Below are 14,677 nucleotides of genomic sequence, written 5' to 3' on the forward strand. Positions count from 1 at the left end.
AAAAAGTGCGGATTAAAAACTAAAAGTTGAGAATGGGAGCGAGGCTGACCGCTTTATCCGATTCTCAACTTTTAGTTTTTGGTCTTTGATTCTCAACCGTGTGACCAACGAACTACTAGAACGCTGCCCAGTGTGCGGCGGTACTGACCTACGCGCCAAGCTGCAAGTGCAGGACAAGTCGGTAAGCCAGGAAACGTTTACCATCGTGCAGTGCCAAGCCTGCGGGTTTCAGTTTACCAACCCGCGGCCCGATGCGACTAGCATCGGCCCGTACTACGAGTCGGCGGCCTACGTTTCGCACAACAGTGGTGCGCAGGGCCTGATAAACCAGGTGTATAAAGTGGCGCGCTTCTTCACGGTGCGCCGCAAGGTGGCCTTGATAACGAAGCTGAACGGCGGCCAGCCGGGCCGGCTACTCGACTACGGCTGCGGCACGGGCCACTTCCTGGCTGGCGCCCAAAAAGCTCGGTGGTGGGTAGCGGGCCTAGAGCCTAATGATTTGGCCCGCGCCGATGCTGCTGCTCGTACTCATGAGCCTATTGGTCGACCCACTGACTTAACTGGCATACCTGCTGGCAGCTTCGATGTTATTACGCTATGGCATGTACTGGAGCACGTGCACACGCTTAACGAAACGCTGGAGCAGCTTATTCGGGTATTAGGGAAAGGCGGCAAGCTGCTCATCGCGGTGCCTAATGTGGAGAGCCTCGACGCCCAGCACTACCGCCAGGACTGGGCTGCCTACGACGTGCCGCGCCATCTCTACCACTTCAGCCCGGCCTCGATGCGCCGGCTGCTGAGCCGCCATGGCCTGACCGTGCGCCAGACGTTGCCGCTGGCCCTCGATGCTTACTACGTGAGTATGCTTTCGGAAAAGCACCGCTCGCCCGAGCGGGCCGGCGGGCCGCTGACCGTGCTACGCGCCGGCTACAGCTCCAACCGCTACGCCGCCCAGCACGACGGGCAATATTCCAGCGTGCTGTACGTAGCCGAGCGGGAGGCCTAGCCGCGGCGCGTAGCGGCTGGGGCGGCCATCTTTGTTCTGCTTTTCACTTTGCTGCCCCGCATGCCTGCTGCTCCGTTCTCGTTAGTTACTCGCCTTCCGTCTTCCATTTTTTGCCGCCTAGGTAGCCGTGCGGCGCTTCGCGGCTGGGCGGGGCTGGCGGCCGCGGCCGGGCTGGCGGCCCTAGGTAGCTGCGCGGCGGTGAGCTCGCCCCAGGGCGGCCCGCGCGATAAAACGGCGCCGCGCCTGATAGCCACCTCGCCCGATAGCGCGGCCCGCAATGTGAAGCAGCAGTTTATCCGCCTCACGTTTTCGGAGGCAGTGCAGGTGAAAGACTTGCCCAAAAACCTGCTCATCACGCCGCAGCTCGCGCCCGATAACCAGTATCAGCTGCGCGAAGACCGCAGCAGCGTAACGCTGCTATTTCCGAAGCCGCTGGAGCCTAATACCACGTACTCGTTCAACTTCCGCAAGGCCATTGTGGACATCACCGAGAGCACGCCCGCCAAGTACCAGGCCCTGAGCTTCAGCACCGGCCCCACCCTGGACTCGGCCAAGGTGCAGGGCACCGTCACGGACCTGCTCACGGCCCGGCCCGTGGCCGATGCCAGCGTGGGGCTCTACCGCGTGGCCGACACGGCCGGCGTGCGCCGGGGCTTGCCCTACTACCTTACCCGGGCCGATGGCCGGGGCAATTTTGACCTGAACTTCATCAAGAGCGGGCAGTATAATCTCTACGCCTGGGCCGATAAGAACAACAACGGTCGCTTCGACGACGGCGAGAAAATCGCCTACCTGCCGGCCCCCATCACCCTCAGCGATACCACTCAACCTAGGGCGCTGCAACTCACGCGGCCCGACCGCCTGCCCCCGCGGCGCACCAACATTGAGCGCAACGCCACTCAGGTGCGCCTGCTCTTCAACGAGGGCCTGCGCACCGTAAGCTTAGCGCCCGCCGCCGGCGCCGCCCCCGCCGCCCTGCAAGAGTCAATCTTGCTGACCGACCAGGGCCGCACGGCCACCCTCTACCGCACCCCCGAGCTGGGCGACGGGCGCTACCTGCTGGCCGTGACCGACAGCGCCGGCAACACGGCCCGCGATACACTCAACATCAATTTTCCGGTGCCCACGGCGGCCAGCCGCAAGGCCGCGCCGCCCGCCGGCACCGCCGTGGAAGGCAACCCGCGCAGCGTGTTTCGGCAGGGTCAGGTGCGGTTTAGGTTTCCGGTGCCGGTGCGCTTGGCGGCGGGGCAGCCCGTGGGCGCGCTCGCCGAAGACTCGGTGCGCCGCCGCCCGCTGCGCCTGCCCGCCGACGGCACGCTCAGCCCCGACCGCACCGAGCTGACCATTACGCTGGATACCAAGGCGCAGAAAACCGTTGAGATTCGGCTCGATACCACGGCCATTACGGCCATCACGGGGCAGTCGCTGGGGCTGCGCCGGCCGCTGCGGCTGACCGTGACGGATATTGACCCGAGCGGCGTTTTGAAAGGCACCATCCAGACCCAGGAAAAGCAGTTCGACCTGCAGCTGCTCGACGATAAATACCAAGTGGTGCGGCAGCTGCGCTCGCCCAAGGGCCGCTACCGCTTCGACCGCCTGCCGCCAGGCAGCTACCGCTTCCGCGTGCTTGTGGATAAGGACGGCGACGGCCGCTGGCGCGGCCCCGACACCAGCCTGCGCCTGCCGCCCGAGCCCGTGTACGTGTCGCCCACGCTGATTAAGCTGCGCGCTAACTTTGAGCTGGACGACACGGTTAAGCTGGCGTTTTAGCTTTCCCCAGGAGTTTTCCACAGCTTTAAGCCCGGCCCGCGGTATTTCGCGGGCCGGGCTTTCGCTTTTCCACAATGCTGAGGCCAGCTAGGCGGCCATCCGGGGCGGTTTGCCCGGCAGGCCAGCACCGGCGTTTGCCAGCTTTCAATTAACTGCCGACCCAAAACCGGCACCTAGGGCGGTTTGGTAGCCGATAAGTGGATAAATAGGGCTTTTTTCCACTGCGCCGGGTGGCGGCGTGGATAACTTATCCACGATTCCAGTTACTGAGGGCGTTTTTTGGGGTTTATCCACGGGTTTTCCACATAGTTTCCCACCGCCCAGGGGCGCGGTGCACAAAACGGTGGATAACCCGACTGATAACCGTGTACAACCCGTGGATAAGTTGGGGGTAACTTTTCTTGTCCACGCAGCTACCAGCACAGTAGCCAAACGCTGTGGATAAGAGTGGATAACTATCCACCGCCAGAAGCACTATCCACACTGGCCTTAGGGTGTGAATAGTGGATAAGTGGATAACCTATGTGAATAGTGGGAAACTAGGCTAAGATTTTGTTAATCAGTACAATGATATCCACAATGCCTGTTGATAGCCGGTGCATAAGCCCATAGTTATGCACCCGTTATCCACGCTGTGGATAACCTTTCAGAGTTATGAACTTATCCACTGCCCTAATGGATGATAATAAAAAAGATTTTTGAAAAAAGAATTTAATTAAACTTATTAGCTTGTGGAAAACTTCGGGCTTTCGAAGGCTTTTCCACACCCAACCAGGCGCGCGCCGTGGAAAAACCTGCCTAGGGCGCAGAAAGAAGTGGAAAACCCGGCCGGGCCGGAAAACGAACAGCGCTGGGCTGCGTACCCCGCATTATGCCGTTTGATTACACGCTAGATTTCCACACGGTCGATTTTCGCCAGCATCCCGAGCTGTACCGCGTGGGTAAGGGCGAGCAGGGCGTGCTGCTGGTGCAGCCCTACAAGGGCGAAATCCTGCCCCACTGGCGCTTCAAGGACGCGGCGACAGCCCGAGCCTCATCGGCAGCCATCTGGGGGCTCTTCGAGGCTTATTTGAAGGCTGAGGACTTTGTGGGGGCCGACATGGCTCGCAAGTTTTTGCAGATGGGCTTCACCCGCGCCCGGCGCTACGCCAACCACCGCGGCGGCAAGAAGTACGACGGCCCGGTGCCCGCCGACAAAAAAGGCCAGAGCGGCGCCCACGGCCGCGCCGAACTGCCCCGCACCGACGCCCCCGATGTGGATAAAGTGGAAGCCGCCGCCATTTTCAAGCAGAAATGGGACGAGGCCAAAGCCTTGCCCGAATACCTGCGCCAAAAGGCCGCCTTTGAGGCCAAGTATGGGAAGTAGGGTAGGAGGGTAGGAGGACGGTTGTCATTGCGAGCGCAGCGAAGCAATCTTTCCTTTTGGCTTACCTGACTTTCGCAATGCATGCAGGAAAGATTGCTTCGCTGCGCTCGCAATGACAACCACCCTGTGACACATGCCTGCTCAACTCGCTACCCTCTACACTCACCCGCTCACCTACCTTTGTTTGACCTAAACCCCTTGCTGATATGAACCCGCAAAGCACCCCCAATAGCATCGAAGAAAACGAAATCATCCTGGGCACCGGCATGGGCCCGCTGCGCTTCGGGGCCACCATGGACGAGGTGCGCACCCTGGTGGGCGAGCCCGAGGAAATAGAGGAGTCGGAAGACGAGGACGATTTTGAGCACCAAGCCTGGAATTATTACGAAGACGACCACCTGCTGTCGCTGTACTTCGACCGCGAGGATGACTTCCGCCTGAGCTGCATCGAGACCGATAACCCCGGCCTGCGCCTGTTTGGCGAAGCCCTGCACGGCCGCACCCTCGACCAGGTGCGCGACCTGATGCAGCGCCACGGCCAGGGCAACACGCCCGAGCTCGAAACTATGGAGGGCGGCGAGGTGCGCCTGAGTTACGAGAAGTCGATGATAGATATGTACTTCGAGGAAGGCCAACTGCAATTTGTCAATTTCGGCGTGTTTATCAACGACGACCTAGAGGTGCAGTGGCCCAGCAAGTAGGCCCCTGTGGAAAACTGGAAATAGGTAAAAGTTTCCTAGAATTAGCACATTCAGCAAAAAGTTATCCACAAAAAGGCCGTTTTTGAGTGTGGATAAGTGGATAACTCTGTGACGGTGGGATTATTCCCAGGTTACCGATAGTTGGCTTGGCCAATCATTCTAGTAAAAAAGCCAGCCCTAAGCGGGTTGGCTTTTTTCGTTTTAAGCGGGCCACAACTACGGCGGCAGCGCGGTTTTAGCGCGCGGGCAACTAGCAAGAATTCGGCTGCTTGTGGATAACTAGGTGGCTAGCTGTGCACAAGTCGCGGGCGTCCCGGAAGGGCCAGCGCACCATGCCTTGGCACCAGGGAAGACGCGCGCAGGGGGCGCCCCCTAGGTGGCACCCGTGGGCAAAAGCCGCCTGCACCCAAAACAGCTGGTGCTCTAGAAGCAACAACGCCCGACTCTTACAGAAAGAGCCGGGCGTTTTTGAGTATTGGTGAGCTGCGAAAGGAGCTGAACTTAGCCGCTGATGGAGCGGAAGAGCAGAAACAGGCCGCCCGCCAGCACCATGGTTACGGGCAGCGTGAGCACCCAGGCCAGGGCAATGCTGCGCACCATCTGGGGGTTGAGGTTCTTGATGCCGCGGTTGGCCACCATGCTGCCCGCAATGGCCGATGACAGCACGTGCGTAGTAGACGAGGGCAGGCCGAGCTGGGTGCTGGCGCCAATCATCATGGCGGCTACCAGTTCCGAGCTGGCGCCCTGGGCGTAGGTGAGGTGCTCCTTACCAATGCGCTCGCCAATGGTTTTTACGATGCGCTGCCAGCCTATCATGGTGCCGCAGGCTAGGGAGAGCGACACCATCAACAGCACCTGCCAGGGGGCGTAGTCGGTGAACGTACTCATCTGGTCGACAGCTTTTTTGTAGGTATCGCGGTCGGCAGTATTGAGGCTGACGCTTTCGCTGGCCAGCAGTTTTTTGCCGCGGTTGGCGAGCAGCAGAATGTCGCGCCGAATCTCGAAGCGGGCTTGGTTGGGCAAGTCTTCGACCTTGGTTTTGCCGGCAAATACGCGGTCTAGGTCGGTGGTTTGGGCGCGCACATCAGCAAGAAGCTTTTGGTCGGTGGCGCCTAGCTCGGCTGCGTTGATGCGGCCAATGACGTACTCTACTTTAGTGAGCGAGTCGCGCAAATCGAGCGGATTCTTGGTAGTGTCAAGCGCAAAATGCACGGGCACGATACCGATGAGAATCAGCATGATGAGGCCCACGCCCTTCTGGCCGTCGTTGGAGCCGTGGAAAAAGCTTACTAGCGTGCAGGTAGCAATGAGGGTGAGGCGGATGAACAAGGGCGGCGGCTTGCGCTTGTGCGGCTCCTTAAAGATGGCCTTGCTGGGCGAGAAGCGCTTGAGCAGAAACATCATGCCGATGGTGAAAGTGAAGCCCAGCAGCGGGCCCAGCAGCAGCGCCAGGCCGCTCTCGCTGGCCTTGCTCCAGTTAATGGCCGCGCCCTTGCCGCCGGGCAGCAGCGAAAACGCAATGCCGACCCCTAGGATGGAGCCAATGAGCGCGTGCGACGATGACGACGGAATGCCGTAGTACCAGGTGCCGATGTTCCAGATGATGGCCGCTACCAGCAACGCGCCCACCATGGCAATGCCGTGGTACACGTTCTGGTCAATCAGGCTCTCGACGGGCAGCAGGTACACGATGCCCATGGCCACGGCAATGCCGCCCGAAAACACGCCGATAAAGTTCCAGAACGCCGACCAGACCACGGCCACCCAGGGCCGCAAGGTGTTGGTGTAGATAACGGTGGCCACGGCATTAGCCGTGTCGTGAAAGCCGTTGACAAATTCAAAGGCGCAAGCTGCAAACAGACAGATGCCTAGGAGCAGTAAGACATGGGGTTCAAGTCCGAACATAAAATAAATGCCGAGTGGGGAAATCGGCCCCCAAAATTAGTTCGACATCCTGCTAGGGGCATGTTACCTAATTGTGACCGGCACACCCTCGCTGGTTGCCAGCCTCCACCAAGCGCCTGACCTAGGGCGCGATGGGCTGAGGCGGGCTTAGCGATAGCGGCCCTAAAGCCGGATGCGCAGTGTCGCATCGGCGGCCCCACCGAAGAGGCCGTAGCCGCCCTGCACGTTGGAGCGCAGCGGCGCGGGCTCAGCAAAGGGGTTGCCCTCGGTATCGTAGAAGCGCTGAATGGACTGGTAAAATTCGTAGGTATCGGCCGGGATGCTACTCACAATAATTTCGATGAAGGCTGGCTGTGCGCTGCCGGCGATAGGGCTAAAATTGCCCGATAAGTACGCATCGACGCTGCAATTGAGGCGCTGGCCCTGGCGGCCGGCGTCGCTGATGGGCAGGGTCTGGTAGAGGTAGCCGGGCTGCGATAAGTCCAAGCGCGTGAGCTTGATAGCAAGCTCGGCATCGTTGCGGGCGCCATATTCTTGCTCCACGATACCCATAGGCTGGCCGGCAGCGTCGAGTATCTGCGCGTAAGCCAGGTAGTAGTCGGTAGTGGCGGCATTATCGCGGATGCTGAAGGTCAGGCGCCCACGATAATAATAGTTGGGCTGGGCAGGGTCGAGGGTATAGCTAGCCGCCTCGATGATAGGCGCGGCCGGTAAGGTAAGCGTCGCCTCTACGGCCTCGACGCTAGGCGCGCTGGCGCGCAGCGTGTAGCGCTGGCCGGGCTGGCCCACGTAACCACGCCGCGGCACGTAAAAGCCTTGGGTGCTGTCGGTGCCGCCGTAGCCACCCCGGCCGCGGGGCCGAAACTGCTCGACTACCTGGCCGCTAGCGTCGCGTAGCTCCACGGTAGCGTCGGCGCGGCCCGCCAGGCGGTTGATATTGCCAACATCTTGGCTAGTGCTGACATAGAGCGAGCGGCTGTCAAAAAAATCACGCTCGCCGGCCGGTGGCGCATGGTTGCTGAGCGTGTAGGCCACCGACAGCCGCGGCGTGTGGGTGGGCAGGTCTACGGGCACTACGCTTTCGCAGCCGGCCAGCCCTAGGGTAGTCGCCAGGGCCCCGCGTAGCAAAGAGGTTCTCATAAGTACTAGCGCTTAAAACTTGAAGGCCTTGCTGACCGACGGGATGATGGGAAACAACGATACTTGGCGGTACTGGGCGGGCGTGCGCACTACGCCATTGAACACATCGGCTGGCGCGAAGTACAGGTAGTACGGGTTGCGGCGGTTATACACATTGTAGATAGAAATGCTGTTGACAACTTCGCCCCAGCGCTTCTTCTTGGTTTTGCTCAGGTCTAGGTCGAAGCGGTGGTAGGCCGCCATCCGGAACGAGTTGCGGTCGCCGTAATCGCTGTAGTCTTGGTACGGGCCAAGCTGGAAGCGGCTCGAAGCCAGCGTAGTCGCATTGCCGGTGCCGTAGACCCAGGTGCCCGACAGCGTGAGGGTAGGGCTGAATTTGTGAATAACCACCAGCGAAATGTCGTGCCGGCGGTCGTATTTGTAGGGGAAAGTCCGTCCCTGGTTCAACTCCGGAAAGCGGCGGTTGCTCCAGGCCAGCGTGTAGCCCAGCCAGCCGGTGGTGCGGCCGGTTTTCTTCTGCAAAAAGAACTCGCCGCCGTAGGCCCAGCCCCGGCCGCTCGTGACCTTGCTCTGCCAGTCGTTGTTGGTGGTGTTGAGAAAGCTGGCGCCCTCGCGGTACTCCACCAGGTTTTGCATCGGCTTGTAGTAAGTCTCGAAGCTGAACTCGAACGCCTCACCACGGTAGCGCAAGGTGCGCGCCACGCCTAGGCCCACCTGGTGCGCCACCTGCGGCCGCACCTGCGCCGTGGCGGGCACCCACAGGTCGGTGGGCAGGCCGATGCCGCTGTTGGTGAGCAGGTGCACGTATTGCGTGGTGCGGGCGTAGGAGGCCTTCAGCGCCCACTCGTCGGTGAGCATGAAGCGGGCGGCCAGGCGCGGCTCCAGCGAGGGGTAGAGCTTGCTATCCACGTAAAAGCTGCTCAGGCGCAGGCCCGCGTTTACCTTCAGGCGGTTACTGAGCTGGTAGTCGTCCTCTACGTACAGCCCGCTCTCGCTACCTAGGGTGCGGCTACCCGAGGCAGCTTCGCTCACCACGCCGGCCGTGTTGTCTTGCTGCGAGGAGATGCCCGGCCGAAACGTATGCCGAATAAACTGCCCCCCAAACCGAACGTAGTGCCGGGGCGAAGGCACGTAGTCGAAGTCCATCTTCAGGGTCCAGTCGCGGATATCCGAGCGGTAGCTCAGCGCGTTGGTAGAAGCCAGGGGCTGGCTGTTTTGAACGTAGCGCCGCTCCTGCTCCTGGCTTACATCAAACTGATATTGGCTGTAGGTGAGGTGCGTGTTTAGAAACAACTTGTCGTTGACGACGTGGTTCCAGCGCAGGGCGCCGGTGAGGTTGCCCCAGCCCAGGCTATTGTCGGAGCGGCTGTAGTCGTCGGGGCGTTCCTGGGCGTTGCGCTCGTCGTAGTAAAAGTTGTCGTAGCCCCGGTAAGCGCTCAAATAGAGGCGGTCGCGGGTGCCCACCTTCCAGTTGAGCTTGGCATTGAGGTCGTAGAAATAATACCCTAGGGAGCCTGCCTTGCCTTCCTTCTTGAGCTGCGACTTGATGAAGGGCCGGGCCAGCACATCGAGGTAGGTGCGCCGGGCCGACACGATAAACGAGGCTACGTCCTTCTTAATCGGCCCTTCTAGGGTAATGCGCGAGGCAATGAGGCTGATGGCGCCCTCGCCGTGCAGCTCCTGCGCGTTGCCCTCCTTCATCGAAATATCGAGCACCGACGACAGCCGCCCGCCGTAGCGCGCCGGAAAGCCGCCCTTGATAAGCTCCACATTATTCAGCGCATCGGCATTAAACACCGAGAAGAAGCCGAACAGGTGCGAGGCATTGTAAACGGGCGTGCCATCGAGCAAAATCAGGTTTTGGTCGGGCGAGCCGCCGCGCACGTACAGGCCGCTGGTGCCTTCGCCGCCGCTCTGCACGCCGGGCAGCAGCTGCAATACCTTCAGCACGTCGGTTTCGCCCATGAGCTTGGGTAGGCTCTTAATCTGGGCGATGGGCACGTTGATGGTACCCATGCGGGTGCTGCGCGGGCCGTGGTCGTAGGCCTGGCGGTCGCCCACCACTTCCACGCCGGCCAGCTCATTGGCCGCCGCGGGCAAGCCGAAGTCGTGCCGGGCGCTGCCAGTAGCTGGCGCGGCCCAGCGCTGGCGCTCATACCCTAGGTAGTTGGCCACGAGCCGCACCGAGTCGAGGCCCGCTGTGGGCAAGGTCAGCGAGTAAAATCCGTAGGTATTGGTGGCGGTGCCTAGGCTAGTGCCCGCCTGCACCACCGCCACCCCAATAAGGTTTTCGCCCGTGGCTTGGTCGCGCACGTAGCCGCTGATGGTGACGCGCGCCGGCAGCGGCGGGGTAGGGGCTTGCGCCTGCGCCACGCCCGCCCCCAGTAAGCAGACCGGCAGCAGGCCGCGGTAAAACTGCTTCATAGCAGAAAAGAAAAAGAGTAGAAGTAGGTTAGCCCCGTCCAAGATAGGGGAGTAGGGGCCACCCACCTAGGCGAATGAAGAGCCGCCATCTCCCCAAATGGTTGCCTACCCCCGCGCCCGCCAGCCCGCGCAGGGGGCGCATCAATCCAGTTTACCCACCCCAACCAGCCAGCCCCGCAGGGGCGTATCCGCGCAATCCGTTAAATCAGTTAAATCTGCGGTCTAACTTTGCGGCTTATGAGCAAGCCCGCACCTACCGCTGAGAACACGCAGCTAAAAGATATTGTCGCCCACGCCAAAGAATACGGCTTCGTATTCCAGTCGTCGGAAATATACGATGGCCTGGCCGCCGTGTACGACTACGGCCCCAACGGCGTGGAGCTGAAAAACAACCTCAAGCGCCTGTGGTGGGAGGCTATGACCCAGCTGCACGGCAACGTGGTGGGCATCGACGCGGCCATCTTCATGGACCCGCGCACCTGGGAGGCCAGCGGCCACGTGGCCGGGTTTAATGACCCGCTCATCGACAACCTCGACAGCAAAAAGCGCTACCGCGCCGACGTGCTGCTCGAAGAAAAAGCCGCCGAGTACGAAAAAGCCGGTGACCCCGCCCGCGGCGCGGCCCTTACGGCCGAAATGGGCCGCCTGCTCACCGCCAACGACCTGGCCGGCGTGCGCCAGCTCATTATTGACGAAGAAATTAAGTGCCCCGTCTCGGGCACCGGCAAGTGGACCGAAGTGCGCCAGTTCAACCTGATGTTCTCGACCCAAGGCTCGGCCGTGGACTCGGAGGCGCCGCCCGTGTACCTGCGCCCTGAAACGGCCCAGGGTATTTTCGTGAACTTTCTGAACGTGCAGAAGTCGGCCCGGATGAAAATTCCGTTCGGCATCGCGCAGATTGGCAAGGCGTTCCGCAACGAGATTGTGGCCCGGCAGTTCATTTTCCGCATGCGGGAATTTGAGCAGATGGAGATGCAATTCTTCGTGCGCCCCGGCACCGAAGGCGAGTGGTACGACACCTGGAAGGCCGCCCGCCGCCGCTTCCACGAGGCCCTAGGGCTGCCGACCGAGAAGCTGCGCTTCCACGACCACGACAAGCTGGCCCACTACGCCAAGGCCGCCGTAGACATCGAGTACGAGTTTCCCTTCGGCTTCAAAGAGATGGAGGGCATCCACTCGCGCGGCGACTTCGACTTGACCCAGCACCAGAACCTGAGCCGCAAGAAACAGCAGTACTTCGATAACGACATCGACGAAACCACCGGCAAGCCCTACGGCAACTACGTGCCCTACGTGGTCGAAACCTCGGTGGGCGCCGACCGCCTGTTCCTGGCCACGCTCTGCCAAGCGTTTCAGGAGGAAACCATCACAGAAGGGGAGGGTGAAGCCCAAACCACTAAACAGCGCACGCTACTGAAGCTGCACCCGGCAGTGGCGCCCATCAAGGCCGCCATTTTCCCGCTGGTGCGCAAGGACGGCATGCCCGAAAAAGCGCAGCAGATTTTCGATGATTTGCGCTTCGATTTCCGCCTGGTAATTGAGGACAAAGACGCCATCGGCAAGCGTTACACGCGCCAGGACCTAATCGGCACGCCTTTTTGTATTGTCGTGGACGGTCAAACCCTGGAAGACGACACCGTGACAGTGCGCCACCGCGATACCCGCGAGCAAACCCGGATGCCCATCAGCGCGTTGCGGGCGTACATCGGCGAAGCCGTGAGCTTTAAAACGGTGTTTGCGAAGCTGTAAGGCAGCGCATCGCATTAAGGCCAGGCGGTTGTCCAACCTAAAATTTTAAGCTTATGTGGGGACATATCGCCCTCTCTATCATCAAGTACCGACGTATTTTGCTGATACTCATTGCCGTTTCGACCCTGGGCATGGCCTGGGTGGCGAAAGACGTGCAAATGACCTACGACTTTGCCCAGGTGGTGAGCCCGAAGGACCCCGACATGGTGTACTTCCAGCAGTTCAAAAAGACCTTCGGCGAGGATGGCAATATCCTGGTGCTAGGGATGCAGGACAGCGCCGTGTACAAGCTCCCGCAGTTCCGGCTCTACGACCAACTCGCCAATGAGCTGGTGAAGGTGCCCGGCGTATCGGGTGTGCTGGGTCTGCCCAAGCTGATTCAGATTCAGAAGGATACGGTTAATAATAGCTTCGTGACGGCGCCCGTTTTTGCGCGGCCGCCCACCAGCCAGGCGCAGCTCGACTCGCTGATGCGGGTCGTAAATAGCATCGAATTTTACAAAGGGCAGGTGATTGCGCCGCGCACCGGCGCCACGCTGTTGGCCGTGACGCTCGACCCCAAGTGGCTAAACTCGGACCGGCGCAAGGAGGTGATGAACAATATCTTGGACCTGAGTGCCAAGTTTGAGAAGGACTCCAAAATCAAGCTGCACTACGCGGGCCTGCCCTACGTGCGCTCCACGATGACGAGCAAGGTGTCAAGCGAAATGAAGTTTTTCGCTGGGCTGATGGTGGTCGTGATGGCCGTCATCCTGTACATCTTTTTCCGCACGTGGTCGGCGGTGGTGGTGCCGCTTTTGGTAGTGGTAATTGTCATGATATGGTGTATCGCCACCATTGTGCTGCTTGGGTTCAAAATCAACCTGCTTACCGGTCTGATACCCTCTATCCTGGTGGTTATCAGCGTACCCAACTGCACCTACCTGCTCTCGCGCTACCACTACGACTACCGCAAATCGGGCAACCAGATACTGGCCATGACGCGCGTTATTCGCAAAATCGGCCTCATCACGCTGGTGAATAACACGACCACGGCCATCGGCTTTTTCGTGTTCACCTTCACTGATATTGCCATTCTCTACCAGTTTGGGCTGGTGGCCACGATTAACATTTTCATCGCCTTTGTCATCAGCTTCATCATGATTCCGGCGGTGTTTACCTACCTACCCGGCCCCACCGAGAAGCAGCTGGAGCACCTCGATTCAAAGCCGCTGGTGGGCATCATCCACTTCCTCGATTTCATCGTGCTGCGGCGCCGGCGCACTATTTACATCACGGCGGCGGTGCTGGTGGGGCTAGCCTCCATCGGGATTTCGCGCATCGAAGCCGTGTCGTTTATGGTGGATGACTTACCCAAGCAAAGCTCCGTAAACGAGGATTTGAGCTTCTTCGAAGCCCGCTTCGGCGGGGTGATGCCGTTGGAATTTGTGGTGGATACCAAGCAGCCGAAAGGCCTGTTGAAGCTGCTCAACTTGCAGAAAATCGACCAGTTTGATAAGTTTTTACAAGCCCAACCGGAGCTGTCCACGCCGCTCAGCATGGTTACGTTTTTGAAGGCCGCCAAGCAGGCATTCTACAACGGCAACCCAGACTTTTACAAGCTGCCGGATAAGGACGACAAAAACTTCATCCTGAGCTACCTGGCTAATTCGCAGGGTAAGGGCGCCAACTCGACCAGCAAGCTGCTCAAAACCTTCGTGGACAGCACGCAGCAGCGGGCTCGCATCAGCGTGAAAATCGCCGATATTGGCTCGCACAAGCTGGATACGCTGGTGAGTAAGCGCATTGACCCGGCCATTAAGCGCATTTTTGCGGGCACCGATATGGTAGTGCGCCGCACGGGCACGACGGTGATTTTCACCAAGGGCAACGAGTACGTTATCGGCACGCTGGGCGAGAGCCTGATGTGGGCTTTTGGGCTGGTGGCGCTGGTAGTGCTACTGCTGTTTCATTCGGTGCGCACCATCTTTTACGCACTGGTGCCCAATATCTTAACGCTCACGCTGACGGCCGGCGTAATGGGCTATTTCGGCATCGCACTGAAGCCGGCTACAGCCCTTATATACGTGATAGCCTTGGGCATTGACGGCGACAACTCGATTCACTTGCTAGCCAAGTTCCGGCAGGAGATGGCCGTGGCCGGTAAGAGCGTGAGCGAGGCCATTACCAACACGCTGAGTGAGGCCGGGTCGAGCATGTTCTATACCAGCATTGTACTCTTCATCGGGTTCAGTATCTACGGTTTCAGTGAGTTTGGCGGTACCAAGGCCCTAGGGGTATTGATGGGCGCTTCGCTGCTCATTACCAACTTCTCAAACCTAGTGTTTCTGCCGGCGCTGCTAGTAACCTTTGAGCGCGGTGGCAGTTGGCACACGCCCAAAGCGGCCCTGGTGCACCACTACGACGAGAACTATCACGAAGAAGACGACGATATAGACCTGAACTTGCAGCGCCTAAGCGTGGAGCGGACGCCGGTTAAAACGACTTAATTATTTGTTGAATAACGTTGGTCATGCAGAGCGCAGCGAAGCATCTCGCGTGCTGACGCTAGGGTTACAAACCGAACGTAGCGAGCGAGATGCTTCGCTGCGCTCTGCATAACCAACGAGAAAAGCT

The 14,677-nt window shown here is 59.8% G+C and carries 9 protein-coding genes; 6 read left to right on the forward strand and 3 right to left on the reverse strand.

Features of this window, described 5'->3' with window-relative positions; genetic code table 11:
• Positions 1-85: 85 nt before the first annotated feature.
• The 4 genes from ACFSDX_RS00380 to ACFSDX_RS00395 all read left to right on the forward strand — a co-directional run bounded on the left by ACFSDX_RS00380 (position 86) and on the right by ACFSDX_RS00395 (position 4,843).
• A complete protein-coding gene (locus ACFSDX_RS00380) occupies positions 86-1,006 on the forward strand; it encodes a methyltransferase domain-containing protein (protein ID WP_382310996.1) in 921 nt (306 codons plus the stop codon).
• 60 nt (positions 1,007-1,066) lie between these two features.
• A complete protein-coding gene (locus ACFSDX_RS00385) occupies positions 1,067-2,776 on the forward strand; it encodes an Ig-like domain-containing domain (RefSeq protein WP_382310998.1) in 1,710 nt (569 codons plus the stop codon).
• Positions 2,777-3,647: 871 nt separating this feature from the next.
• Positions 3,648-4,142 carry a DUF4385 domain-containing protein gene (locus tag ACFSDX_RS00390; RefSeq protein ID WP_382310999.1) on the forward strand — a complete coding sequence of 165 codons (495 nt, stop codon included), beginning with the start codon at positions 3,648-3,650 and terminating at the stop codon, positions 4,140-4,142.
• 206 nt (positions 4,143-4,348) lie between these two features.
• On the forward strand, positions 4,349-4,843 hold the full coding sequence (locus ACFSDX_RS00395; protein WP_382311001.1) for a hypothetical protein: 495 nt from the start codon (positions 4,349-4,351) through the stop codon (positions 4,841-4,843).
• Between the two features lie 501 nt (positions 4,844-5,344).
• Here the strand turns inward: ACFSDX_RS00395 and ACFSDX_RS00400 are convergent.
• The 3 genes from ACFSDX_RS00400 to ACFSDX_RS00410 all read right to left on the reverse strand — a co-directional run bounded on the left by ACFSDX_RS00400 (position 5,345) and on the right by ACFSDX_RS00410 (position 10,312).
• Entirely contained in the window at positions 5,345-6,748 is a 1,404-nt protein-coding gene (locus ACFSDX_RS00400) for an inorganic phosphate transporter (protein WP_382311003.1), read from the reverse strand.
• Between the two features lie 162 nt (positions 6,749-6,910).
• Positions 6,911-7,888: a DUF4249 domain-containing protein gene (locus ACFSDX_RS00405; RefSeq protein WP_382311004.1), complete on the reverse strand. Its 978-nt coding sequence runs from the start codon at positions 7,886-7,888 to the stop codon at positions 6,911-6,913.
• A 12-nt stretch (positions 7,889-7,900) separates the two neighbouring features.
• Positions 7,901-10,312, reverse strand: coding sequence for a TonB-dependent receptor (locus ACFSDX_RS00410; protein WP_382311006.1), 2,412 nt, complete (start codon positions 10,310-10,312; stop codon positions 7,901-7,903).
• 237 nt (positions 10,313-10,549) lie between these two features.
• Here ACFSDX_RS00410 and ACFSDX_RS00415 point away from each other — a divergent pair, with 237 nt between their 5' ends.
• Together ACFSDX_RS00415 and ACFSDX_RS00420 are read left to right on the forward strand one after the other, a co-directional pair.
• Positions 10,550-12,061, forward strand: a complete 1,512-nt coding sequence (locus ACFSDX_RS00415) for a glycine--tRNA ligase (protein WP_382311008.1) — start codon at positions 10,550-10,552, stop codon at positions 12,059-12,061.
• A 53-nt stretch (positions 12,062-12,114) separates the two neighbouring features.
• The gene (locus ACFSDX_RS00420; protein WP_382311010.1) at positions 12,115-14,550 is read left to right on the forward strand and encodes an efflux RND transporter permease subunit; all 2,436 of its coding nucleotides are present in this window, start codon (positions 12,115-12,117) and stop codon (positions 14,548-14,550) included.
• The last annotated feature ends 127 nt before the right edge of the window (positions 14,551-14,677 follow it).

Source organism: Hymenobacter bucti, from assembly GCF_042681145.1.
In the GTDB taxonomy this organism is placed as follows: domain Bacteria; phylum Bacteroidota; class Bacteroidia; order Cytophagales; family Hymenobacteraceae; genus Hymenobacter; species Hymenobacter bucti.

Coding starts and splice junctions, on each gene's coding strand:
- ACFSDX_RS00385 (WP_382310998.1), top strand. CDS start 1,067: ATGCCTGCTGCTCCGTTCTCGTTAGTTACTCGCCTTCCGTCTTCCATT.
- ACFSDX_RS00390 (WP_382310999.1), top strand. CDS start 3,648: ATGCCGTTTGATTACACGCTAGATTTCCACACGGTCGATTTTCGCCAG.
- ACFSDX_RS00395 (WP_382311001.1), top strand. CDS start 4,349: ATGAACCCGCAAAGCACCCCCAATAGCATCGAAGAAAACGAAATCATC.
- ACFSDX_RS00400 (WP_382311003.1), bottom strand. CDS start 6,748: ATGTTCGGACTTGAACCCCATGTCTTACTGCTCCTAGGCATCTGTCTG.
- ACFSDX_RS00405 (WP_382311004.1), bottom strand. CDS start 7,888: ATGAGAACCTCTTTGCTACGCGGGGCCCTGGCGACTACCCTAGGGCTG.
- ACFSDX_RS00410 (WP_382311006.1), bottom strand. CDS start 10,312: ATGAAGCAGTTTTACCGCGGCCTGCTGCCGGTCTGCTTACTGGGGGCG.
- ACFSDX_RS00415 (WP_382311008.1), top strand. CDS start 10,550: ATGAGCAAGCCCGCACCTACCGCTGAGAACACGCAGCTAAAAGATATT.
- ACFSDX_RS00420 (WP_382311010.1), top strand. CDS start 12,115: ATGTGGGGACATATCGCCCTCTCTATCATCAAGTACCGACGTATTTTG.